Annotated in this window: 20 protein-coding genes; 4 read left to right on the forward strand and 16 right to left on the reverse strand. The window is 70.7% G+C overall.

Annotation, left to right across the window (positions count from 1 at the left end):
- Positions 1 to 42: 42 nt before the first annotated feature.
- The 5 genes from ABT114_RS19330 to ABT114_RS19350 form a co-directional block, all read right to left on the reverse strand.
- Positions 43 to 663: a GTP-binding protein gene (locus ABT114_RS19330; RefSeq protein WP_351144011.1), complete on the reverse strand. Its 621-nt coding sequence runs from the start codon at positions 661 to 663 to the stop codon at positions 43 to 45.
- Positions 644 to 1,039, reverse strand: a complete 396-nt coding sequence (locus tag ABT114_RS19335; RefSeq protein ID WP_351144012.1) for a DUF742 domain-containing protein — start codon at positions 1,037 to 1,039, stop codon at positions 644 to 646. Before ABT114_RS19335 ends, ABT114_RS19330 begins: the two co-directional genes overlap by 20 nt.
- Positions 1,036 to 1,443 carry a roadblock/LC7 domain-containing protein gene (locus ABT114_RS19340; protein WP_351144013.1) on the reverse strand — a complete coding sequence of 136 codons (408 nt, stop codon included), beginning with the start codon at positions 1,441 to 1,443 and terminating at the stop codon, positions 1,036 to 1,038. The genes ABT114_RS19335 and ABT114_RS19340 overlap by 4 nt, the downstream gene beginning before the upstream one ends.
- Entirely contained in the window at positions 1,440 to 3,065 is a 1,626-nt protein-coding gene (locus ABT114_RS19345; protein ID WP_351144014.1) for an ATP-binding protein, read from the reverse strand. Before ABT114_RS19345 ends, ABT114_RS19340 begins: the two co-directional genes overlap by 4 nt.
- Positions 3,066 to 3,324: 259 nt before the next feature.
- Positions 3,325 to 3,951 (reverse strand): TetR/AcrR family transcriptional regulator, encoded by a 627-nt coding sequence (locus ABT114_RS19350; RefSeq protein WP_351144015.1) that lies wholly within the window; start codon positions 3,949 to 3,951, stop codon positions 3,325 to 3,327.
- Positions 3,952 to 4,138: 187 nt separating this feature from the next.
- Here ABT114_RS19350 and ABT114_RS19355 point away from each other — a divergent pair, with 187 nt between their 5' ends.
- Genes ABT114_RS19355 through atzF form a run of 4 tightly spaced genes read left to right on the forward strand, consistent with a single transcriptional unit; the run spans position 4,139 to position 10,746 of the window.
- Positions 4,139 to 4,963 carry an urea amidolyase associated protein UAAP1 gene (locus tag ABT114_RS19355; protein ID WP_351144016.1) on the forward strand — a complete coding sequence of 275 codons (825 nt, stop codon included), beginning with the start codon at positions 4,139 to 4,141 and terminating at the stop codon, positions 4,961 to 4,963.
- Positions 4,960 to 5,565, forward strand: coding sequence for an urea amidolyase associated protein UAAP2 (locus ABT114_RS19360; RefSeq protein WP_351144017.1), 606 nt, complete (start codon positions 4,960 to 4,962; stop codon positions 5,563 to 5,565). Before ABT114_RS19355 ends, ABT114_RS19360 begins: the two co-directional genes overlap by 4 nt.
- Complete coding sequence (gene uca, locus ABT114_RS19365; RefSeq protein ID WP_351144018.1) at positions 5,562 to 9,077, forward strand: urea carboxylase; 3,516 nt, start codon at positions 5,562 to 5,564, stop codon at positions 9,075 to 9,077. The genes ABT114_RS19360 and uca overlap by 4 nt, the downstream gene beginning before the upstream one ends.
- 16 nt (positions 9,078 to 9,093) lie before the next feature.
- Complete coding sequence (gene atzF / locus ABT114_RS19370; RefSeq protein WP_351144019.1) at positions 9,094 to 10,746, forward strand: allophanate hydrolase; 1,653 nt, start codon at positions 9,094 to 9,096, stop codon at positions 10,744 to 10,746.
- A gap of 100 nt (positions 10,747 to 10,846) precedes the next feature.
- Here atzF and ABT114_RS19375 read toward each other — a convergent pair whose 3' ends face one another.
- The 11 genes from ABT114_RS19375 to ABT114_RS19430 all read right to left on the reverse strand — a co-directional run bounded on the left by ABT114_RS19375 (position 10,847) and on the right by ABT114_RS19430 (position 22,392).
- Positions 10,847 to 13,699: a DEAD/DEAH box helicase gene (locus ABT114_RS19375; protein ID WP_351144020.1), complete on the reverse strand. Its 2,853-nt coding sequence runs from the start codon at positions 13,697 to 13,699 to the stop codon at positions 10,847 to 10,849.
- A 234-nt stretch (positions 13,700 to 13,933) separates the two neighbouring features.
- Positions 13,934 to 14,884, reverse strand: coding sequence for a twin-arginine translocase subunit TatC (gene tatC / locus ABT114_RS19385; protein ID WP_351144021.1), 951 nt, complete (start codon positions 14,882 to 14,884; stop codon positions 13,934 to 13,936).
- A 47-nt stretch (positions 14,885 to 14,931) separates the two neighbouring features.
- Complete coding sequence (gene tatA, locus ABT114_RS19390; protein ID WP_351144022.1) at positions 14,932 to 15,216, reverse strand: Sec-independent protein translocase subunit TatA; 285 nt, start codon at positions 15,214 to 15,216, stop codon at positions 14,932 to 14,934.
- 260 nt (positions 15,217 to 15,476) lie between these two features.
- Complete coding sequence (locus ABT114_RS19395) at positions 15,477 to 15,671, reverse strand: hypothetical protein (RefSeq protein WP_351144023.1); 195 nt, start codon at positions 15,669 to 15,671, stop codon at positions 15,477 to 15,479.
- 44 nt (positions 15,672 to 15,715) lie between these two features.
- Positions 15,716 to 16,006, reverse strand: coding sequence for a hypothetical protein (locus tag ABT114_RS19400; RefSeq protein ID WP_351144024.1), 291 nt, complete (start codon positions 16,004 to 16,006; stop codon positions 15,716 to 15,718).
- Complete coding sequence (locus tag ABT114_RS19405) at positions 16,003 to 17,064, reverse strand: helix-turn-helix transcriptional regulator (protein ID WP_351144025.1); 1,062 nt, start codon at positions 17,062 to 17,064, stop codon at positions 16,003 to 16,005. The genes ABT114_RS19400 and ABT114_RS19405 overlap by 4 nt, the downstream gene beginning before the upstream one ends.
- An 18-nt stretch (positions 17,065 to 17,082) precedes the next feature.
- Positions 17,083 to 18,060, reverse strand: a complete 978-nt coding sequence (locus ABT114_RS19410; protein WP_351144026.1) for a helix-turn-helix transcriptional regulator — start codon at positions 18,058 to 18,060, stop codon at positions 17,083 to 17,085.
- A 130-nt stretch (positions 18,061 to 18,190) separates the two neighbouring features.
- Positions 18,191 to 18,562 carry an FKBP-type peptidyl-prolyl cis-trans isomerase gene (locus tag ABT114_RS19415; RefSeq protein ID WP_351144027.1) on the reverse strand — a complete coding sequence of 124 codons (372 nt, stop codon included), beginning with the start codon at positions 18,560 to 18,562 and terminating at the stop codon, positions 18,191 to 18,193.
- 60 nt (positions 18,563 to 18,622) lie between these two features.
- Positions 18,623 to 19,633, reverse strand: a complete 1,011-nt coding sequence (locus tag ABT114_RS19420) for an FKBP-type peptidyl-prolyl cis-trans isomerase (protein ID WP_351144028.1) — start codon at positions 19,631 to 19,633, stop codon at positions 18,623 to 18,625.
- A gap of 128 nt (positions 19,634 to 19,761) precedes the next feature.
- Positions 19,762 to 21,123 carry a Pup--protein ligase gene (pafA, locus tag ABT114_RS19425; RefSeq protein WP_340382033.1) on the reverse strand — a complete coding sequence of 454 codons (1,362 nt, stop codon included), beginning with the start codon at positions 21,121 to 21,123 and terminating at the stop codon, positions 19,762 to 19,764.
- A gap of 9 nt (positions 21,124 to 21,132) precedes the next feature.
- Positions 21,133 to 22,392 carry an MFS transporter gene (locus ABT114_RS19430; RefSeq protein WP_351144029.1) on the reverse strand — a complete coding sequence of 420 codons (1,260 nt, stop codon included), beginning with the start codon at positions 22,390 to 22,392 and terminating at the stop codon, positions 21,133 to 21,135.
- Positions 22,393 to 22,436 lie beyond the last annotated feature (44 nt).

The following is a 22,436-nucleotide window of genomic DNA, read 5'->3' on the forward strand; positions in this document are numbered from 1 at the left end:
GAAAACTTAAGGTCGGTCCAGAAGTGGGGAGGCGTGCGGTGATCAGATGAGGCTGCCGGAGAGGGCCATGGAGTGCAGGAAGCGCATCAGGGTCAGCAGGACGTCGCGGCTGGAGGCGCGGCGGCGGACATCGCACTCGATGATCGGGATCGCCGGCGCCAGGTCGAGTGCCGCGCGAAGGTCGTCGATGGGGTAACGGGGTGCGTCGGGAAAGGAGTTGACGGCGACCACGAACGGCACACCGCGCTCCTCCAGCTGTCCCATGACGTCGAAGCTGACCTCGAGCCGGCGGGTGTCGATGAGTACGACGGCGCCGAGCGCGCCCTCGAACAGCCCGTTCCACAGGAACCAGAAGCGTTCTTGGCCCGGGGTGCCGAAGAGGTACAGCACCACCTGGTCGGTGATCTTGATGCGGCCGAAGTCCATGGCCACGGTGGTGGCCGTCTTGGTGTCGGAGCCGTAGTTGTCGTCGACTCCGATACCGGCCTGTGTCATGGTTTCCTCGGTGGTCAGCGGCCTGATCTCGCTGACCGCGCCGACCATGGTGGTCTTGCCGACGCCGAAGCCGCCCACGATGACGATCTTGGCCGCGGCTTGGGCCGTGTGCGGCAGATGATCCTCGGCCCGCGGGCCGGGGACCGTGTCAGAGCCTTTGAAGTCCATGCATCACCGCTTCGAGGAGGGAACGGTCAGGGAGCTGCTGGCGGACGATTGGGGCGCGCACCTGCACCAGTTCCACCGCCAGCATCTCGGTGATCAGCACGGTCACCACGCTGAACGGCAGGCTGAGGTAGGCCGACAGCTCCGCCACGGACAGTGGGTTGGCGCACAACCGGAGCACCGCCGACTGCTCCGGCGTGGCGGACGAGGGCGGCTCGGCGCGCGCCACGATTAACGACACCAGGTCGAGGGGCACGCGCTCGCCGTCCGGGCCGGTGATGACGTACAGCCGCTCGGGGTTCTTCCGCTCGCCCTCCTTCTCGGGCTGGGCAGACGGGGGTTCCGTGGGGTGTCGCCGCTGGCGTTGCGGAGGAGTCATACGGTCTGCCCGTTGCGCCGGGGCGGACTGGTCAGATGGGAGCCGATGCGGACGACGAGGTCACGCATGTGGGCGCTCATGTTCCCGGGTTCGCAGATCACGTCGGCGAGGACCGCGAGATAGGCGTTGTCGCCGGCGGCCATCAGGTAGAAGTAGCCGCCGTTCAGCTCGATGATGACCACCTTCATCTCGCCGTCACTGGTCGGGATCTCCTGGGCGACGGCGCTCGCCAGACTCTGCAGGCCCGCACAGGCCGCGGCGACACGGTCGGCGGCGTCCGGGTCGCCGGCGTAGCGGGCGATACGCAGTCCGTCGGCCGAGAGCACCACGATCATCTCGATGCCTGGAACGCTTTTGTAGAGCTCCTTGAGCATCCAGTCGAAGTTCGCTCGCTGCTGGATCACTTGAGATCCCCCTCGTCGTCGGCCTCGGGGCGGGCCGGCTTGTTGATGAGATGCATGTACGCGGTCGGGTTGCGGGTGAAGTCGGTCGGGTCCGGGCCCGGGTTGTCCTTCTTGAGTCCCTCCCAGAAGGCCTCGACCCACAGACCGGGTTCACGCTCGTCCTTCTTGGGCTTGGGTTCGGCCTGAGCCTGCGTCCAGATGTCGGGCTTGCCCTCGCGTGCCGCGCGTTCGGAGGCGGCGGCCTCGGCGAACCGCTGGACGAGTGGGGTCTTCATCCGGCTGCGGCGCTGCGGCAGGCCCTTGTCGGTCCACTCGGTGACCTCGGGCACGTCGTCCTCCATGGAGACCGAGGAGACCGAGGCCGGGATACGCGGGCTGGTGGGGCGGCGCTTCTTGGGCGGCCGCTTGGGGCCCTCGAGCGCGCCGAGCTCGATCTGGGGCACGGCGGTGGCGCCGATGCCGTGCGCGAAGCCGGGCGCGGGGTCGGAGGTCATCATCTCGCTCGGCACGATGAGGACGGCGCGGACGCCGCCGTACGCGGAGGCGCGCAGCGAGACCTGGAGGTTGAACGACGTGCACAGACGGCCGACGACCGCGAGGCCCAGGCGCGGGGTGTCGCTGAGGTCCTGGACGTCGACGCCGGCCTTGGCGGCCTCCAGCAGGCCCTCGGCCTTGGCGCGAGCCTCCTCGCTGAGGCTGACGCCGGCGTCCTCGATCTCGATGGCGATGCCGGTCTGCACTTCTACGGCGTTGACGTGCACGTTGGTCTGCGGCGGCGAGTAGCGCGTGGCGTTGTCCATGAGCTCGGCGAGCGCGTGGATGAGCGGCTCGACGGAGATGCCACGGATGTTGACCTTGGCGATGGAGTCCAGCTTGATGCGGCGGTACTCCAGGATCCGCGACATGGCGCCGCGCAGCACGCTGTACAGCGGGACGGGCTGGGGCCACTGACGGCCGGGGCGGCCGCCGCCGATGACGGCGATGGAGTCGGCGAGCCGGCCGATCAGCGAGGTGCCGTGGTCGATGCGCAGCAGGTCGTCGAAGACCTCGGGGTTGCGGCCGTGGTCCTCCTCCATCTCCCGCAGTTCACTGGCCTGCTGGTGGACGATCGCCTGGACGCGCCGGGCGACGCTGACGAAGGAGCGCTGCGCGGAGTCGCGCATCATCTCCTGGTGGTCGACGATGTCGAGCACCGTCTTGACCACGGTGCGGTGCGCGTCGGAGAGGTCGCTGTAGGCGGGATCCGAGTTGATGAGGTGACGCATCACCTCGCCGGGGGAGTTTCCGCCGCGCATCACCTTCAGCGCGGTGGGCAGGACCTCCTTGGCGACGCGGAGGTTCACCTCGTCGTGTGCGGCGACACACCGTTCCAGGTACGCACGGTGACGGGCGTGCTCGGCGCGTGCCTCCTGGAGGCGGCGGCCGCGGCGGACCGCCTCGGCCCCGGCCGCGATCACCAGGAGCGTGGCGACACCGCCGCACAGGCCGACGGCGATCCGGGCCGAGTGCGCCACCAGGGCGACGGCGGCCCCGGTCGCCGCGGCCATCAGTATGGCGGGCAGCAAGAGCACACGTACGTAGGGAAGGTCGCGGCGATCTGGAGGGGACTGAACACTCACCATGTAGGCCCTCGAAACGAATCGTGATCTGCTAAACATTTGGGAACAAGCGCACGAATACATCCCAACTCGGTGCGCTGCGGGCGAGCTTAGTCCGACCGGATCATCGTCGTGTCATATTCAGTGAGCCCCTGAAATCGCCCTCGCGAGAGGAGTACCCTCAGCCCCATTTGCACGCTGAGCCGCGAATCGAACACGACGCGTTACGTCGTACGGGCGTACGAAAACCACTCACCGTAATGAGTGCAGACGAATCAGGGGCTCAGACCCCGGCGATACGCAGCGCCGCGTCAGCGGTGGCCTCGGCGAACGCCGACACCGGCCGCTCCGGGTCGGAGCGGTGCACGAGGATGACGCCCTCGATCAGCCCGAACACCAGGTCCGTACGCAGATCGAGTTCGCTCTTGACGAGCACGCCGCCCGCGGCGGTCGCGGCGAGCAACTGCCGGTAGGTGTCCTTGAGTTCCGCGCGTACGGCGTGGAAGCCGGCGAAGCGCTCGGTGCGCACCTCGGGCAGCAGGTAGAGGCCCCCGAGGTTGTGCGGACCGCCGCACAGCAGCTCGACGTCGGCCCGGCACAGCCGCCACAGCCGGTCCTCGGCCGGCGTCATGTCGTCGGCGAGCAGTTCACAGGCGTACGCCAGCGACGGCGTGACCGTGGACTCCAGCAGCGCGGCGAGGAGTTCTTCCTTGCCGGAGACGTAGTGGTACATGGACGCCTGCCGCATGCCCGCCCGCTCGGCGACGGCCCGTGTCGTCGTGGCCGCGTAGCCGCACGTGGTGAACAACTCCGCGGCGGCGGAGAGCAGTTCGGCGCGCGGCTCCAGTCCATTGTCCGGCCGCTGTGCGGCCCGCGGCCTGCCGACCTTGCGCCCACTGCTCGTCCCCATGCGTTCGATCCTCGCACACGGCCCCTCCCGCCGATCTCCGTGAGGGGTCGGTAACCGCTCGGCAACGCGGGGGCAATGCCGGCGACGCGACCCGCCCCTAATTTCTGTCGGGCGACAGAAATAGGCAGCCGCACGAGTGAACACCGAAGTGAAGCCGCACGAGCGAACCCGAGCCGGAGGTCCCGCGATGGCGACAGCGACCACATACGGAGCCCGCGACCATGCGCGCGCCCAGGAGGGCAGGCGCACCGACGCCATGCCCGTCGTACCGGCGGGGAACTGGCCGACGCCGCCCTGCGAGGCGGGCCATCTGGTGTGGGCCGAGACGGTGGCCGGGGGCAACTACACGCACCGGGTCCTCGCGCGCGGCACCGAGCTGCGCCTGACCGACCTGCGCGGCGACGCCTGCGCACACCTGCTGCTCTTCGTGGCCGACCGGCCCTGGGAGCGCCTCAACGTCGCCGACACGGTCAAGGTCCAGTGGAACGCGTACCTGGGTGAGGGGCAGCTCCTCCTCTCCGACCAGGGCCGTGTCCTCGCCTCGGTCGTCTCCGACACCTCCGGCCGGCACGACGCGCTGTGCGGCACCTCCACTCTCGTACGGAACACCGAGCGGTACGGCGACGGCACCCCGCAGTCCGCCTCCCCGGCCGGCCGTGAGCTGTTCAAACTGGCCGCCGCCAAGAACGGCCTCGAGCCGCGCGACCTGCCGCCGTCACTGTCGTTCTTCCAGGGCGTGGAGGTCCGCGACGACGGCACGCTCGACTTCACCGGCTCGGCGGGCCCGGGCGGCAGCGTCACGCTGCGCGCCGAACAGGACGTGACCGTACTGATCGCCAACGCGTCCCACCCGGCCGATCCGCGCCCCGAGTACGTCAGCACCCCGCTGGAGGTGCTCGCGTGGCGGGCGGAGGCGACCAGGCCCGGCGACCCCCTGTGGGACGCCACGCCCGAGGGCCGCCGCGCCTTCCTGAACACCGCCGAATTCCTCGCCTCGAGGGGGCTCGCATGAGCACGAAGACCGTGGTCGCGGCCCGCGCCGCCTGGTCGTCCGTCGTCCGCGCCGGCGAGACGCTGACCATCACCGACCTGCACGGCAACCAGGCCGTCGACTTCCTGGTCTACGACGCCCACGACACGTCCGTCCGCTACAGCGCGCCCGACACCATCCACGCGCAGGGCACCATCTTCCTGACCACGGGCAGCGTGCTGCTGTCCAACGAGCACACTCCGCTGATGACCGTGGTCGCCGACGACGTCGGCCGGCACGACACGGTCGGGGGTGCCTGCTCCAAGGAGTCCAACACCCTCCGCTACGGCCATCACACCTGGTCGCAGCACGCCTGCGTGGACAACTTCCTCGCCGAGGGCGCCCGGTACGGGCTCGGCAAGCGCGACCTCGTCTCCAACATCAACTGGTACATGAACGTGCCCGTCGAAAAGGACGGCACCCTCGGCATCGTCGACGGCATCTCCGCGCCGGGCCTGGCCCTCACCCTGCGCGCCGAGCGGGACGTCCTGGTCCTCGTCTCCAACTGCCCCCAGATCAACAACCCGTGCAACGGCTTCGATCCGACGGCGGTGGAGATGACGATCACCGGGGCGGGCGCATGACCTTCTCCACGCTGCTGGTCGCCAACCGCGGCGAGATAGCCGTCCGCATCATCCGCACGGCCCGCGAGCTCGGCCTGCGCACGGTCGCCGTGTACTCCGACGCCGACCGCTCCGCCCCGCACGTCCGGCTCGCCGACGAGGCGGTGCGGCTCGGCCCGCCGCCCGCGAAGGAGTCGTACCTCGACGCCGACCTGGTGCTGAAGGCGGCCAAGGACACCGGCGCGGGGGCGATCCACCCCGGCTACGGCTTCCTGTCGGAGGACGCGGCCTTCGCTCGCCGCTGCGAGGACGCGGGGATCGTGTTCGTGGGCCCGACGCCCGAACAGCTGGAGCTGTTCGGCGCCAAGCACACCGCGCGGGCCGCGGCCGAGGCGGCCGGGGTACGGCTGGCGCCCGGGACGGGGCTGCTGGCCTCACTGGAGGAGGCGGTGCAGGCGGCCGCGCGCATCGGCTACCCCGTGATGCTCAAGGCCACCGGCGGTGGCGGCGGCATCGGCATGTCGGCATGTCACTCGGTCGACGAACTGACCGAGGCCTGGGACCGGGTCCAGCGCGTGGCCGCCGCGTCCTTCTCCTCCGCCGGGGTCTTCCTGGAGCGGCTCGTCGAGCACGCCCGCCATGTCGAGGTGCAGGTCTTCGGCGACGGGGAGGGCCGGGTGGTCACCTTCGGCGACCGCGACTGCTCCCTCCAGCGCCGCAACCAGAAGGTCCTGGAGGAGGCGCCCGCGCCGGGGCTCCCCCCACACGTTCGCGCACAACTCGCCGCGTCCGCCCGTGACCTGTGCGCCTCCGTCGGCTACCGCTCCGCCGGCACGGTCGAGTTCGTGTACGACGCCGCCCGCGAGGAGGCGTACTTCCTGGAGGTCAACACCCGTCTCCAGGTGGAACACCCGGTCACCGAGGAGGTCTACGGCGTCGACCTGGTCGCCTGGATGCTGCGGCTGGCCCGCGGCGAACAGGACGTCGTGCGCGACCCGGGCACCCCACGCGGCCACGCCGTCGAGGCCCGCCTCTACGCCGAGGACCCCTCACGCGAACACCGTCCCAGCGCCGGCCTGTTGACCCGGGTGGAGTTCCCGGACGGGGTGCGCGTCGACGGCTGGGTGGAGACCGGCACCGAGGTGACGACGTCGTACGACCCGATGCTCGCGAAGGTCATCGCCTACGGCCCCGACCGGGACCACGCGCTACGACGGCTCGACGAGGCACTGGCCCGCACCCGCGTCGACGGCATCGAGACGAACCTGGGACTGGTGCGTGCCGCGCTGACGGACCGGGACTTCCTGACCGCGACCCACTCGACGGCGACCCTCGCGCACGTCACCGATCCGACGCCCCGCGTCGAGGTCGTCTCCGGCGGCACGCTCACCACCGTGCAGGACTGGCCGGGCCGCACCGGCTACTGGCAGGTCGGCGTACCGCCCTGCGGCCCGATGGACGACCTGTCCTTCCGGCTCGGCAACCGGGCGCTCGGCAACCACGAGGGCGCGCCGGGCCTGGAGTGCACCCTCCAGGGACCGTCACTGCGCTTCACCCGTTCCACGACGGTGTGCGTGACCGGCGCCCCGGCACCGGTCACGGTCGACGGCACGCCCGTAACGCAGTGGGAGCCGGTGACGGTGCCGGCGAACGCCGTCCTCGCGATCGGGGCGCCCACCGAGCACGGCCTGCGCACCTACGTCCTGTTCGCGGGCGGCGGCCTGGACGTGCCCGCCTTCCTCGGCAGCGCGAGCACCTTCACCCTAGGCCGCTTCGGCGGGCACGGCGGCCGGGCGCTGCGCACGGGCGACGTCCTGCACGGCGGGACGGTCACCGAGGGCACACCGGTGCCCGAGGCCGACCGGCCGGCCTACGGCTCGCTGTGGCACATCGGCGCCGCCGAAGGCCCCCATGCGGCACCCGAGTTCTTCACCGAGGACGACATCCGCGACTTCTACGCCGCCGACTGGAAGGTCCACTTCAACTCGGCGCGCACCGGTGTACGCCTGGTCGGTCCCAAGCCGCGCTGGGCCCGCACCGACGGCGGCGAGGCGGGCCTGCACCCGTCCAACATCCACGACACCCCGTACTCCGTCGGTGCCGTCGACTACACCGGCGACATGCCGGTGCTGCTCGGCCCGGACGGCCCCTCGCTGGGCGGGTTCGTGTGTCCCGCGACGGTACTGAGCGCCGAGCGGTGGAAGCTGGGCCAGCTGCGCCCGGGCGACACGGTGCGCTTCACGCCCGTGGACGTCGACGGCTCACCGCGGCCGGAGATCGTGGACGGCGGGGTGCTGGCCCGGGACGGCGACGTGACCTACCGGCGCAGCGGTGACGACAACCTGCTGGTCGAGTTCGGCCCCATGCAGCTGGACCTGGCGCTGCGCATGCGCGTGCACGCCCTCATGGAGGCGGTGGCCGAGGCCGGGCTCGACGGGGTCACCGACCTCACCCCCGGCATCCGCTCCCTCCAGATCCACGCGGACCCGCACCGCCTCCCTCAGCCCGAACTCCTCGCCACCGTACGGGAGATGGCCGCCGCGCTCCCGCCCACCGACGAGCTGGTCGTCCCCTCCCGCACCATCCACCTCCCCCTCTCCTGGGACGACCCGGCGACCCGGGAGGCGATCGCCCGCTACATGGCGGGCGTGCGCGACGACGCCCCCTGGTGCCCGTGGAACATCGAGTTCATCCGCCGGGTCAACGGCCTGGAGTCGGTGGCGGACGTGTACCGCACGGTCTTCGACGCGGAGTACCTGGTCCTGGGCCTGGGCGACGTGTACCTGGGCGCCCCGGTGGCGACTCCCCTAGACCCCCGCCATCGCCTGGTGACGACGAAGTACAACCCGGCGCGTACCTGGACGGCCGAGAACTCGGTCGGCATCGGCGGGGCGTACCTGTGCATTTACGGCATGGAAGGCCCCGGAGGCTACCAGTTCGTGGGCCGCACGACCCAGGTGTGGTCGGCCTGGCAGCAGCGCGGCGCGTTCGAGCCGGGCTCGCCCTGGCTGCTCCGCTTCTTCGACCGGATCAAGTGGTATCCGGTCGACGCCGACGAACTCCTCGACCTGCGCGCCGACATCACCTCCGGCCGCTTCGTGCCCCGCATCGAGGAGGGGACCTTCTCCCTCGCCGGATACCAGGCGTTCCTGACCGAACACGCCGAATCCATCCAGGAGTTCAGGTCACGACAGCAGACCGCGTTCGCGGCGGAGCGGGACGCGTGGGAGGCGGCGGGCGAGTTCACCCGGGCGGAGGCGGCGGCCGCGCCCGCGGCCCCTCCGGCCGAGGTGACGGTCCCGGCGGGCGGGCGGCTGGTCGAGGCCGAGTTCGCCGCGTCCGTGTGGCAGGTGAACGTCGAACCGGGCGACGAGGTGGCGGCCGGACAGCCGCTGCTCGCCCTGGAGGCGATGAAGATGGAGTCCAGGGTGCACGCCCCGGCCGCCGGTGTGGTGGCCGAGATCCTGGCCAGACCCGGCGACCAGGTGGAGGCGGGGACGGCACTGGTCGTCCTGGCCCCGATCGCGAGCTGAGATCCGAGGAGCACGTATGTCCCCCACCCTGTCCCGAGTCCGTGCCGCCTACGCGCGCATCGAGGCCGTCGACCGCCCCGAGATCTGGATCGACCTGCGGCCGCGCGCGGAGGTCGAGGCCGAGGCCCGGGCGATCGACGAGCGCGTGGCCGCCGGCGAACGGCTCCCGCTCGCCGGGCGCCTGCTGGCCGCGAAGGGCAACATCGACGTGGCCGGCCTGCCCACGACCGCCGGCTGCCCCGCGTACGCCTACGCGCCGGAGGCCGACGCCCCGGTCGTCGCCCGGCTCCGCGCGGCCGGCGCGCTCGTGCTCGGCACCACGAACCTGGACCAGTTCGCGACGGGCCTGGTGGGCACCCGCTCCCCCTACGGCGCGGTCCGGGGCGCGCACGACCCGGAGCGGATCAGCGGCGGCTCCAGCTCCGGCTCGGCCGTCGCGGTGGCCCTCGGGATCGTCGACCTCGCGCTCGGCACGGACACCGCGGGCTCGGGCCGGGTCCCGGCCGCCTTCAACGGCATCGTCGGCCTCAAGCCCACCCGCGGCCTGGTCCCGACGACGGGCGTGGTCCCGGCCTGCGCCTCGATCGACTGCGTGACGGTGTTCGCGCGTACGCTCCGGGAGGCCGAGGAGGCGCTGGCGCACATGGCCTCACCGCCCGACCGCGTCCTCCCGGCGCTTCCCCCGCGCACTCCTGGCCCGTGGCGCATCGCGGTCCCGGCGCCGGAGCAGCTGGGGGAGCTCGACGCGGGCTGGGCCGAGGCCTACGAGGCGGCCGTCGCGCAGATCGCGGCGGCGGGCGCCGACGTACGGACCGTCGACCTCTCCCCGTTCACCGAGGCCGCCGCCATGCTCTACGGGGGCGCGTTCGTCGCCGAGCGATACACGGCGGTAGGGAGCTTTGTCGACAAGTTGATCGCAGCGGGCGGCGAGGGCCTCGACCCCACCGTGGCCGGCATCATCACCCGCGCCCGGGACATCCCGGCCCACCAGCTCTACGCCGACCAGGACCGCCTTGCCGCCCTGCGCACCCGCGCGCTCACGGAGCTCGCCGACGCGGACGCCCTGCTGCTGCCCACCACACCGGGCCACCCCACCCTCGCCGAGGTCGCCGCCGACCCGCTGGGCGCCAACGCCCGCCTGGGCCGCTTCACCAACTCCACCAACCTCTTCGACCTGGCCGCGGTCGCCGTCCCGGCGGGCGAGGCGAACGGCCTCCCCTTCGGCGTGATGCTGGTGGGCCGGGCGTTCACGGACGAGCGGCTGGCAAGGATCGCCGCTCTCCTGCAACCGGAGACCCGGCTCGCCGTGATGGGCGCGCACCTGACGGGCCAGCCCCTCAACCCCCAGCTCCTCGCCCTCGGCGCCCGCCTCGATCGCACGACCACCACGGCCCCCGTCTACCGCCTGCACGCCCTGTCGACGACCCCGCCCAAGCCGGGCCTTGTGCACATGGGCGAGGGCGGCGCGGCGATCGAGACGGAGGTATGGCGCCTACCGGCAGAGGGCCTCGGCCAACTGCTGGCCACACTCCCCCGCCCGATGACCCTGGGCAGCGTGGAACTCGCGGACGGCACCCGAGTCCCCGGCTTCCTGTGCGAGCCGGGCGGCCTCAATGACGCCGAAGACATCACGGGGTACGGAGGCTGGCGGTCATACCTGAATCGCTGAGTCGGACAACTCCGCAAAGGGGCGCGGGGCCCTGACATGATGCGGCTCCGCCGCGCGGGCGCGACCAGCCACAGTCAACCCGCACCCGCTCACCGAAGGATCACCCCACCGACGAGTAGGCGACAACCCCCCGCAGCAACAGATCAACAGCCTTCCGCGCAGCCTTCGTCACAGTCGAGCCCTCCGCAGGAGAAGCCGCGGAGATCTGGCCGAGCACATCGATCACCTGCTTGCACCACCGCACGAAGTCGCCCGCCGGCATCTCCGCCTCGCGCAGCACCTCGTCGAGGCCCTTGCCGGACGCCCACATGTACGCGGCCCAGGCGAAGCCGAGATCCGGCTCGCGCTGACCGACGCCCTCGGTCTGGTTGATCCGGAAGTCCTCCTCCAGTGCGTCCAGCCGGCCCCAGATGCGGACCATCTCGCCGAGCGCGGCCTTGGCCTTGCCGGAGGGCAGCTTCGGCGCCAGCGCGTCGTCGCCGACCCGCGCCTCGTACACCAGCGCCGAGACGCACGCGGCGAGTTCGGCCGGGGCGAGTCCTTCCCAGACGCCGGCGCGCAGGCATTCGCTGGCCAGCAGGTCGAGTTCGCCGTACAGCCGGGCGAGCCGCTTGCCGTGCTCGGTCACCTCGTTGCCGCGCAGGTAGTCGAGCTCGGTGAGGAGCGCGACGATGCGGTCGAAGGTGCGGGCGATCGTGTTCGTCCGGCCCTCGATGCGGCGCTCCAGCTGCGAGGTGTCGCGCAGCAGCCGGTGGTAGCGCTCGGCCCAGCGGGCGTGGTCCTCACGCTCGTTGCAGCCGTGGCAGGGGTGGGCTCGGAGCGCGGTGCGCAGCCGGGCGATCTCCCGGTCGTCGGCGGCCTGGGAGCGCTGCTTGCGGGCCCGCTCCGGTGGAATGTGCCCGGCCTTGGTGCGCAGCGCGGACGCGAGGTCGCGACGGGACTGCGGCGAACGCGGGTTGAAGGACTTCGGGATCCGCATCCGCTCCAACGCCTCGACGGGCACCGGGAAGTCCATCGAGGCGAGCCGCTTGACCTGCCGCTCGGCGGTCAGCACCAGCGGCCGCGGCCCGTCGTGGTGCTCGAAGCCCCGATGGCCGTTGGACCGCCCGGCGGACAGCCCCGGGTCCAGGACCAGCGCCAGACCGGCGTACTTGCCGGTCGGCACATGGATGACGTCTCCCGGCTTGAGCTTCTCCAGCGCGACAGCGGCCTCGGCGCGCCGCTGGGCCGCGCCCTGCCGGGCCAGCTCGGTCTCCCGGTCCTTGAGTTCGCGGCGCAGCCGCGCGTACTCCTCGAAGTCGCCGAGGTGGCAGGTCATGGAGGCCTTGTAGCCCTCCAGGCCCTCCTCGTTGCGCTGTACCTGGCGGGAGATCCCGACGACCGACTTGTCGGCCTGGAACTGCGCGAAGGACGTCTCCAGCAGTTCGCGCGAGCGGTGCCGGCCGAACTGATCGACCAGGTTGACCGCCATGTTGTACGACGGCTTGAAGCTGGAGCGCAGCGGGTACGTGCGCGTGCCGGCGAGGCCCGCCAGGTGGTCGGGGTTCATGGCGCGCTGCCACAGCACGACCGCGTGGCCCTCTACGTCGATGCCGCGCCGGCCGGCGCGGCCGGTCAACTGCGTGTACTCGCCGGGGGTGATGTCGGCGTGCTGCTCGCCGTTCCACTTGACGAGCTTCTCCAACACCACCGAGCGGGCGGGCATGTTGATGCCGAGGGCGAGGGTCTCGGTGGCGAACACGGCCTTCACCAGGCCGCGGACGAACAGTTCCTCGACGACCTCCTTGAACGTCGGCAGCATGCCCGCGTGGTGGGCGGCGATGCCGCGCTCCAGGCCCTCCAGCCACTCGTAGTAGCCCAGGACGTGCAGGTCCTCGGACGGGATGGAGGCGGTGCGCTCCTCGACGATCTCGCGCACCTTCGCGCGGGCCTCGTCGTCGTTCAGCCGCAGTCCCGCGTGCAGGCACTGCTGTACGGCGGCCTCGCAGGCCGCGCGGCTGAAGATGAACGTGATGGCGGGCAGCAGCCCCTCGGCGTCGAGGCGTTCGATGACCTCGGGCCGGCTCGGCGTCCAGATACGCGAGCGCTGCCGGCGCTCGCGCTCGCGGTCTGCCTCGCGCATGGCGCGACCGCGTCTGCGGTCCTGGTACGACGGCCGGCTCGCCTCCATGCGGGCCAGGCGGGTGAGGTCGGGGTTGACGGCCTTCTTGTGGCCCTCGCCCTCCTCGAACAGGTCGTACATCCTGCGCCCGGCGAGCACGTGCTGGAACAGCGGCACGGGCCGGTGCTCGGAGACGATCACCTCGGTGTCGCCACGGACGGTGTCGAGCCAGTCGCCGAACTCCTCGGCGTTGGACACGGTCGCCGACAGCGAGACGAGGGTGACCGACTCGGGGAGGTGGATGATCACCTCTTCCCACACCGCGCCGCGGAAGCGGTCGGAGAGGTAGTGCACCTCGTCCATGACCACATAGCCCAGGCCGAGGAGGGTCTGCGAGCCGGCGTACAGCATGTTCCGCAGCACCTCGGTGGTCATCACGATCACCGCGGCGTCGGGGTTGATGCTGTTGTCGCCGGTCAGGAGACCGACCATGCCCGTGCCGTAACGGCGGCACAGGTCGGCGTACTTCTGGTTCGACAGCGCCTTGATGGGGGTCGTGTAGAAGCACTTCCTGCCCTGCTGCAGGGCGAGGTGGACGGCGAACTCGCCCACGATCGTCTTGCCCGATCCGGTGGGCGCGGCGACCAGCACGCCCTTCCCCCCTTCGAGCGCCTGGCAGGCCTCGATCTGGAAGGGGTCGAGGCCGAAGTCGTACATCTCGCGGAAGGAGGCGAGCGCGGTGGCCTGCTCGGCAGCGCGCCTGCGTGCTGCGGCGTACCGCTCGGCCGGTGAGAGGTCCTCTGTCATCGTGCTTTCGAGCGTACCGGGCCGCACTGACAACAGGACGATCATTATCCGGATCGGTGCCTGTGAAACCCGGGATCCACGCAGCTCACGACCCTACGACCGGCATGGCCCGGGGTGTGGGGCGCACGGTCGGCCCCCGCGACCGCACCGTCGGCGCCCCCGCAACGCGGAAGCGGCCGGTAGCGCCGCGTGGGCGCCCCGGCCGCGATCCGCGGTGGAGTGGACGAGGCGGGCGAGGTCGCTGGTCATCGAAGTGACCCGCGAGCTGCCGCCCGCCCGTCAGGTCACGTCGTCGTACCCGTTGACCCGGTCCGTGCTCGCCTGCTCCGGCAGCGCACGGCCGACCGACACGGCCTCGGCCTCGCCGATGTCCTCGGGGGTGAGATCCAGGTCGGAGGCCTCGTCGTCGGCGGGGCCCGCGGCCTCGCGGCGGCGCTTGCGCTTGTCGTTGACCAGCGAGAAAGCGACCGCGCCGAAGTACAGCACCCAGATCGGTCCGGCCAGCGCCAACATGGAGATGGGGTCGGTGCTGGGCGTGGCCACGGCCGCGAACACCGTGATGCCCATGATCATGCCGCGCCACCAGCCGAGCATGCGCCTGCCGGTGATGATGCCGGTCAGGTTGAGCATGACCAGCAGCAGGGGCAGCTCGAAGGAGAGCCCGAAGACGACCACCATGCGCGTGACCAACTGGAGCAGGTCGTCGAGCGGCAGCAGGTTGTCGACGCCGCTGGGTGTGAAGTCGATGAGCACGGCGGCGGTGGTGGGCAGCACCCGGTACGCGAAGTAGGCGCCGCCGAGGAACAGCGGAAAGCCGGTCCCCACGAAGGCGAGGGCGTACTTCTTCTCACTCCGGTGCAGACCCGGCGCGACGAACGCCCACAGCTGGTAGAGCCAGATGGGAGCGGCGAACACGACGCCGGCCATCAGGGAGACCTGAAGGGCCAGCGTGAAGGGGGCGAGGAGACCGTTGATGGTGATCCGCGCACACTTCTCGTTGGACGTCGACTTCGCCAGTTCCTCGAAGGTGGTCTTCCCGCAGCCGACCGAGTCGAGGATCGGCTTGGTGAGGAAGTTGATGATGTCGTTGTAGAAGAAGGCGGCGACGACCGTCACGATGACGATGGCGAGCATCGCCTTCGCGAGCCGGTTGCGGAGCTCACGAAGGTGTTCCGCGAGGGGCATCCGCCCCTCTGGGTCCTTCTCCTGACTGCGGGCGGACTTCAGCAACCCACGTTCCCATCTCGTGCGGCGGGCCGGAGGTCACCGGCCCTGCGTCAGCGCTTGGTCGTGTCCGTCGGCTCGGCGACCGGGCGGGAGCTGGTCACGTCACCGGGGGCGGCCTGGATGGTGCGCTGGGCCGAGGGCTGCTCGTCGGGGGTGGGCGCCTGGGCGGAGGTGTTGCTGCCGCCCTCTTCCTTCATGGCCTTGGCCTCGCTCTTGAGGATCCTCGCGGACTTGCCGAGCGAGCGCGCCATGTCCGGAAGCTTCTTCGCGCCGAACAGCAGGATGATGACGACGAGGATGAGAATGATCTCGGGAGCTCCGAGCCTTCCGAACATAAGTCTTTACCTTCTCACCGAGGCGGCTGGGGTGGGATGCTGTCCGACCGGTCGGACAAGTGTCCGAACGATCGTGTGTCAGCGATCGTAACGCTCAGGGGTGAACGTGAGGCAATCCCCGTGCGTACTCCCGGTTCGCGATGTGGGCCTCGTTCTCCGCACCGCGACCAGCAGCGTACCTGCCCCCACGGCCGGGGTGACAGGGCGAAGTCTCCCAAAACGCATCCAACTCCGGACTCACAGGAGCACCACAGCAGGACTCACATCGAGTCCACAGCCCGGGCGGTACTCACGGCGGCCTTCTCCAGATCCTCGGCCGCCCTGTTGATGCGGCGCGCGGAGTCCGCGACCTGTCGGCCGAGGCTCTGCGCCTCCAGGAACACCCGGACGGCGAGCACACCGAGAACCACAAGACCCAGGAAACCCACGGCTACCGCGAACATCGGCCAGAACATGAGGCCGAGCCTAGTTGGTCCCTCGCCGCCCGGTGCACGTGCTCCTACGTCGAGTGCAGCCGCAGTGTGCTGACCCCGCCCCCGGTCAGCAGCTCCACAATGCGCTCACCCGCCGGCTTGCGGACGGACATGCCGCAGTCGGGGCAGGTGAAGGAGTAGAACGTGGTGCGGCTGGTGGCGCCGATGGCCAGGCGCAGGGCGCTCGCGGCGAGCTCGAAGCGGCCCCGGCAGTCCGGGCAGCCGGCCCTGAACACGACCGGCGCCACGCTCCTCATCCCGGCGAACGCGGCCGCCACCGACATTCCCCGCACCGCAGACGTCGCCGACTCGCTCAAAGCCCCTGCTCCTGCCTGTCGTACTGTCCGTCGCGCACGTCGTGCGGCCCCCGCGCCGCGATCCCGTCGGTCTCTTCGAGCCCGTCGTACGCCGCCAGCGCCTCACGGGCCGCCCGGCGGGCGCTGTCGGCCAGTTCGGGAGGCGAGACGATCCGGCCGTCGGGGCCGAGCCGCAGCGCCAGCCGTCTGAGCGAGGCCGGGTCGGGCGTGCGCAGGGTGATACGCAGGCCGCCGTCCGGGAGCTCATCGGCACTGTCGTGCGGGTAGTACTCGGCGACCCAGCGCCCTCCGGGGCCGACCTCGACGACGACCTCCGGATCCTCGGCGGCGGGCTGGACCAGCCCCTCCGACAGATCCCGCAGCTCGACCTCGGGCGGCGCGGACGGCTCGTCGAGGACCCTGATCTCGGCGACCCGGTCGAGCCTGAAGGTGCGGCGGCCCTCCGAGCGGTAGCACCAGGCCTCGACATAGGTGTGGCCGACACTGACCAGCCGGATGGGGTCGATCTCGCGCTCGGTGACCTCGTCGCGCGCGGGCGAGTAGTAACGGATCCACAGGCGGCGGCGCTCGGAGATCGCCCGGTCGACGTCGGCGAAGACACCGCCCTCGGACTCGAAGGTCACCGACAGCCGGGAACTGGCCCCGGCCGCCTCGCCGGCCGAGGCCTCCACCTTGGCGGTCGCCCGCAGCAGCGCCTGCCGGTCGCTCTCACGCAGCCCCGGCAAAGTCGACACGGCCCGGGCGGCCACCAGCAGCGCGGTCGCCTCGTCGGCGGCCAGCCGCAGCGGCTCGGCCGCGTCCGCCCCCAGCGCGGCCGGGTTGTGCCACCAGATGCGCTCGCCGTCGGTGTCGATGTCGAGCAGGTCGCCGCCACGGAAGCTGGTGCCGCACATGGGCAGCACGTCGAGGTCCGAGACCAGCTCGTCCTCGGTGATCCCGAAAGCACGCGCGACGTCCTCGATCCGGGCGCCCGGGCGCTCCCTGAGATACGTCACCAGGGAGAGCATCCGCCGGGTCTGGTCGATGGCGTTCGTGGGCCTGACCGGTTTGCCTGCCACTGTGTTGCTCGCTCCCCCTCAGCCCTTGGCCACGGCGCGCAGCCGGTCCACCACGTCGGCCCGCAGCTCCGCGGGCTCCAGGACCACCACGTCCGGCCCGAACTCCACCAGCCAGGCGTCCAGCCCGTGCCCGTACGGAATCTCCAACTCGTCCCAGCCGTCACCGAGTTCCCGCACCGCGGTGGCCTTCGCCCGAAGGGGGTACCCCGCGCCCGAGCGCAGCCGGATCAGCGCGCTGCGGTCGGCGGTCTCCCCCGCCCAGCTCGCCACGGTCTCACGCACGGTGACCACGTCGGGGACCTCGGCGGTGAAGCGGCCGCTGCGGCTGCGCACCTTGCCGGTGATCCGGGACAGCCGGAACACGCGCTCGGCGCCCCGGTCGCGGTCCCAGCCCGCCAGGTACCAGTGGCCGCGCCAGCACTCCAGGGCCCACGGCTCGACATGCCGGGGCTCGGGGTGGGCGGCGGTGGCCTTGCGGTAGTCGAAGACGACCGGCCGGCGGTCGCGGCAGGCCAGCATCAGCGGCTCGAAGGCGGCCTCGTGCACCGGGATGCGCGGCTCCAGGGCGCCATGGGCCTCGTACGGGTCGACGTCCTCGGGCAGCCCGGCCGCCCGCAGCTTCTGCAGGGCGCCACTGGCCGCGCCCGCCAGCCGCGCCTGCTGCCACACCTTGGCGGCCAGCCCGAGTGCGGCGGCCTCCTCGGCGTCGAGCGTGATGGGCGGGAGGCGGTTGCTGTCGCGGCGGGCCAGGTAGCCGACCTCGCCGTCGAGGTTCTCGACGGTCTCGATGACCAGGCCCAGCTCACGCAGGTCGTCCTTGTCCCGCTCGAACATGCGGTTGAAGGAGTCGTCCGAGCCGGCCGCGCCCTTTCCCGGCCCGGAGGCCTCGACGTAGGCCTCGATGGAATCGCGCAGCTCGCGCTTGCTGAGCGGCCGCCGTGTCCCCAGCAGACACAGCGCCAGGTTCATCAGCCGCTCGGCCTTGGAAATGGCCATCGACGCCCTTCACCTTCCCTATGGTGCTTCCGACCGATGACCGTACCGCTCCGAAGTGCTACGGCAAAAGCCGAGGGCCCATGCCCGGACAGGCATGGGCCCCAGGTGATCGGGTCCGGTCTCCCCGCGATCAGACCCCGAGCAGGTCGACCACGAAGATCAGGGTCTCACCCGGCTTGATCGCCGGGGTCGGGCTCTGGTTGCCGTAGGCGAGGTGGGCGGGGATGGTCAGCTCGCGGCGGCCGCCGACCTTCATGCCCTGCACGCCCTGGTCCCAGCCCTTGATGACACGGCCGCCACCCAGCGGGAAGCGGAACGGGGTGCCCCGGTTCCAGCTGGCGTCGAACTCCTCACCCGTGCTGAAAGCGACACCCACGTAGTGCACGGTGACGGTCTGACCCGCCTCCGCCACGGGACCGTCGCCCTCCCAGATGTCCTTGATCTGGAGGTCCGCCGGGGGCTCGCCGCCCGGGAAGTCGATCTCGGGCTTCTCGATGCTCACGTCTCTAGCTCCTGCTTGTCTTCGGTAAGGCAACGGTCACAGTCTTACATCTTCCGGGCCTCACATCTTCGCGAGGATGTCCACGGAGAAGACCATCGTGGAGTCCTTGCTGATGCCGCTGCCACTCGGCGGGTTGTCGCCGTAACCCAGGTCCGGCGGGACCACGATCAGCACCCGGCTGCCCACCTTCTTACCGGTCAGGCCCTGCGCCCACCCCTTGACGACCTGCGAAAGACCGAACGACGTCAGCGCCTTGCGGCCGTACGTCGAGTCGAACTCCTTGCCGCTGTCCCACAGCACGCCCTTGTACTGCACCAGGACGCTGTCCTCGGCCCCCACCTCGTCGCCGGCGCCCTCGATGACGTAGTTCGCCACGAGCTTCGTGGGCGGGTCCACCTTGGGCACCTCGATGGACGGCGCGCCGCCGTCGGTGTTCGTACCGACCTTGGGCAGGTCCGCGTCGTCCTGGGCGACGTCCGTGCCCTTGGCCGAGCTCTTCGCGTTGAAGGTCGCCTGCACGTCGACCACGAACACCAGCGTGTCGGTGCCCTTGATGCCCGCCTGCGAGTTGCCGCCCGTGCCGTAACCCCAGGTCGGCGGCACCGAGAACAGGACCCGGCTACCGGCCTTCTTCCCCGTCAGGGCATACCGCCAGCCGTCGATGATGCTGCCCTGGGCCAGCTGGATCACCAGCGGCGTCTTACGGTCGTAGGAGTTGTCGAAGACCTTCGCCGTGTCCCAGATCTGCCCCAGGTAGTGCGCCTGGATGTAGTCGTTCTCCGCGACGGTCTGGCCGCCGCCCGCAATCACAGTCTTGACCGCGAGCTGGCCGGACGGATCGCCGGTGCCCTTGGCGACCGTCGGCTTCTCACCGAACGCGGTGCCCGCGGTGATCGCCGGCAGCGGACCGTCGACGATCTTCGGCGGCGGAGCGGCCGACGTGCCCGAGGCCGACGGCGACGGCGACGCGCTGTCGCTCGCCTTGCTCGAAGCGGCTTTGTCGTCACCGCATCCGGCGATCGTGACCAGTCCAGCGGGCACTGCGGCAAGAATGAGAGAGCGTCGGCGCACGGTAAAGGCCTCGTAATCGGTCGATCTTGTTGATGGCGTGCGCGCAACTCTACGGTGCAACACGGGCGCCGTACGGGAAACGTACGGCGCCCGTGTTGCGCTCCGACACTATGTGCGGAACGCGTCGCTCACATTCCGGCGATCAACTTCTCCACCCGGTCGTCCACCGAACGGAACGGGTCCTTGCACAACACCGTGCGTTGTGCCTGGTCGTTCAGCTTGAGGTGCACCCAGTCGACCGTGAAGTCACGGCGCTGTTCCTGGGCCCTGCGGATGAAGTCACCGCGCAGCCTCGCCCTGGTGGTCTGCGGCGGAACCGACTTGCCCTCGAAGATCTTCAAGTCGTTGCAGATACGGGTTGCTTGACCCTTCCTCTCCAGCAGGTAGTACAGACCACGACGACGGTGGATGTCGTGGTAGGCGAGGTCTATCTGCGCGACCCGCGGGTGGGACATCGTCATGTTGTGCTTGGCCCGGTACCGCTCGATGAGCTTGTACTTCATCACCCAGTCGATCTCGGTACCGATCCGGTCGAGGTCCTCGGCCTCGATCGCGTCCAGCGTGCGGCCCCACAGCTCCAGGACCTGCTCGACGGTGCCGGTGCGGATGCCGCGGCGCTCACAGAAGTCCACGGCCTTCTCGTAGTACTCGCGCTGTACCTCCAGCGCCGAGGCCTCCCGGCCGCTGGCCAGGCGTACCTTGCGGCGGCCCGTGATGTCGTGGCTGACCTCGCGGATCGCCCGGATCGGGTTCTCCAGGGTCAGGTCCCGCATCACCGTGCCCGCCTCGATCATGCGCAGCACCAGGTCGGTGGCCCCGACCTTGAGCAACATCGTCGTCTCGGACATGTTCGAGTCACCGACGATGACGTGCAGCCGACGGTAACGCTCGGCGTCGGCGTGCGGCTCGTCGCGCGTGTTGATGATCGGCCGGGAGCGGGTCGTCGCCGAGGAGACGCCCTCCCAGATGTGCTCGGCCCGCTGACTGACGCAGTACACAGCCCCGCGCGGAGTCTGCAGGACCTTGCCCGCGCCGCACAGAAGCTGGCGTGTGACCAGGAACGGAATGAGGATGTCCGCGAGCCGGGAGAACTCCCCGTGCCGCGCCACCAGATAGTTCTCGTGGCAACCATAGGAGTTGCCCGCCGAGTCGGTGTTGTTCTTGAAGAGGTAGACGTCGCCCGCGATTCCCTCCTCGTGCAGGCGTCGTTCCGCGTCCACCAGGAGTCCTTCGAGAATGCGCTCGCCGGCCTTGTCGTGGGTGACCAGTTCGGTCACATTGTCACATTCCGGTGTCGCGTATTCCGGATGTGACCCGACGTCGAGATAGAGGCGGGCGCCGTTTCGCAGAAAGACATTGCTGCTGCGGCCCCATGACACGACACGGCGGAAGAGGTACCGCGCCACCTCGTCAGGCGACAGGCGGCGCTGTCCCCTGAACGTGCACGTGACGCCGTACTCGTTCTCCAGCCCGAAAATGCGGCGGTCCATGACTGAACATTACGCCCGATCCCCTGAGCTGAAACGGGGTTCGACAGCACGATTTGGATCATTTTCCGGTGAAGCCGCAACCACCGCTCCCCCGGCGGGAGCTGCGAGGACCCGTCTCGTGGCCAGCAGAACCAGCAGGGACACGGCTCCCGCCACCCCCGGAACCGCGAACCCCCACAAGGCCCCGCCCGCCTCGACGACCGGTCCCGCCAGCCCCGTTCCGACGGACGCCCCCACGGTGAACGTCGTCACAAGCCAGGAGAACGCCTCGGTGACCGTCCCCCTCGGCGCATGCCGGTCCACGATGACGAACGCACAGGCGATGGCGGGCGCCAGGAACACCCCCGCCAACGCCGTCAGCGCCACCATCGCGACCGCACCCGGCATCAGCATGAGCGGCAGATAACACACCGCCAGGAACGCCACGAGGACCCGCAGTCGCCGCTCCGGCACCCCCGCCCACCGCCGCGCCCCGTACACCGCACCGCCGACCAGCGCACCGAGCCCGATGGCCGCCATCAGCCAGCCGTACACCGCGTCACCACCGTGGTCGTCCGCGTACGGCACCGAGGCGACCGTGATGGAACCCAGCGCGATCCCCACGAACAGGAACGCGGCAAGGAGCACCAGCAGGCCGGGCGACCTGAGCGCGCCGAGCCAGTGGGCCTCGCGCGGCGCCGAACGCCACGCGCGCGAGGGCGGCGAAACGACCACGGAGAGCGCACCCAGCACACCGACCACGTTCAGGACCAGCAGGGCCGCCTGCGCCGACCACAGCGACACGCACAGCGTCACCAGCAACGGGCCCACGGTGAACATGACTTCCTGGGCGATGGCGTCCATGGCGTACGCCGTGTGCACCTGGTCCCCCCTGCGCAGGACGCTCGGCCACAGCGCCCGCAGACCGCCCTCCAGGGGCGGCGTGAAGAGCCCGGCCGCCGCCACCCCCACGTACGCGAGCGGGAGCGGGTCGGTGCCCATGAAGGCGAATGCGGCCATCGCGACGGCGGAGGCGAGCGCGGCGGGCAGCTGGACGCGCGGCTGCCCGTACAGGTCCACCAGCCGCCCCAGCACCGGCTGCCCGACGGCGTTGGCGACCCCGCACACCGCCGCCAGCGCCCCTGCCAGGCTGTACGTGCCACCTTCCGCGCGCACGAACAACACGATCGCGATGGCGGCGGTGGCGTTCGGCAGCCGGCCCACGAGCGTGCCCGTCAGCAGCCGGACGGCGTGCCTCGCCCTGAGGATCTCCAGATATCCCGCGGCCATGTCCTGCCTCCGTCGCCTCGTCCGAGGCTCCGTACCGCCCCATG

Source organism: Streptomyces sp. NPDC002088, assembly GCF_040296605.1.
In the GTDB taxonomy this organism is placed as follows: Bacteria; Actinomycetota; Actinomycetes; order Streptomycetales; family Streptomycetaceae; genus Streptomyces.

What these genes read in the sequence shown, in the direction of transcription:
- ABT114_RS19330 (WP_351144011.1), bottom strand. Translation starts at nt 663, where the DNA reads ATGGACTTCAAAGGCTCTGACACGGTCCCCGGCCCGCGGGCCGAGGAT.
- ABT114_RS19335 (WP_351144012.1), bottom strand. Translation starts at nt 1,039, where the DNA reads ATGACTCCTCCGCAACGCCAGCGGCGACACCCCACGGAACCCCCGTCT.
- ABT114_RS19345 (WP_351144014.1), bottom strand. Translation starts at nt 3,065, where the DNA reads ATGGTGAGTGTTCAGTCCCCTCCAGATCGCCGCGACCTTCCCTACGTA.
- ABT114_RS19350 (WP_351144015.1), bottom strand. Translation starts at nt 3,951, where the DNA reads ATGGGGACGAGCAGTGGGCGCAAGGTCGGCAGGCCGCGGGCCGCACAG.
- ABT114_RS19355 (WP_351144016.1), top strand. Translation starts at nt 4,139, where the DNA reads ATGGCGACAGCGACCACATACGGAGCCCGCGACCATGCGCGCGCCCAG.
- ABT114_RS19360 (WP_351144017.1), top strand. Translation starts at nt 4,960, where the DNA reads ATGAGCACGAAGACCGTGGTCGCGGCCCGCGCCGCCTGGTCGTCCGTC.
- uca (WP_351144018.1), top strand. Translation starts at nt 5,562, where the DNA reads ATGACCTTCTCCACGCTGCTGGTCGCCAACCGCGGCGAGATAGCCGTC.
- atzF (WP_351144019.1), top strand. Translation starts at nt 9,094, where the DNA reads ATGTCCCCCACCCTGTCCCGAGTCCGTGCCGCCTACGCGCGCATCGAG.
- ABT114_RS19375 (WP_351144020.1), bottom strand. Translation starts at nt 13,699, where the DNA reads ATGATCGTCCTGTTGTCAGTGCGGCCCGGTACGCTCGAAAGCACGATG.
- tatA (WP_351144022.1), bottom strand. Translation starts at nt 15,216, where the DNA reads ATGTTCGGAAGGCTCGGAGCTCCCGAGATCATTCTCATCCTCGTCGTC.
- ABT114_RS19395 (WP_351144023.1), bottom strand. Translation starts at nt 15,671, where the DNA reads ATGTTCTGGCCGATGTTCGCGGTAGCCGTGGGTTTCCTGGGTCTTGTG.
- ABT114_RS19410 (WP_351144026.1), bottom strand. Translation starts at nt 18,060, where the DNA reads ATGGCCATTTCCAAGGCCGAGCGGCTGATGAACCTGGCGCTGTGTCTG.
- pafA (WP_340382033.1), bottom strand. Translation starts at nt 21,123, where the DNA reads ATGGACCGCCGCATTTTCGGGCTGGAGAACGAGTACGGCGTCACGTGC.
- ABT114_RS19430 (WP_351144029.1), bottom strand. Translation starts at nt 22,392, where the DNA reads ATGGCCGCGGGATATCTGGAGATCCTCAGGGCGAGGCACGCCGTCCGG.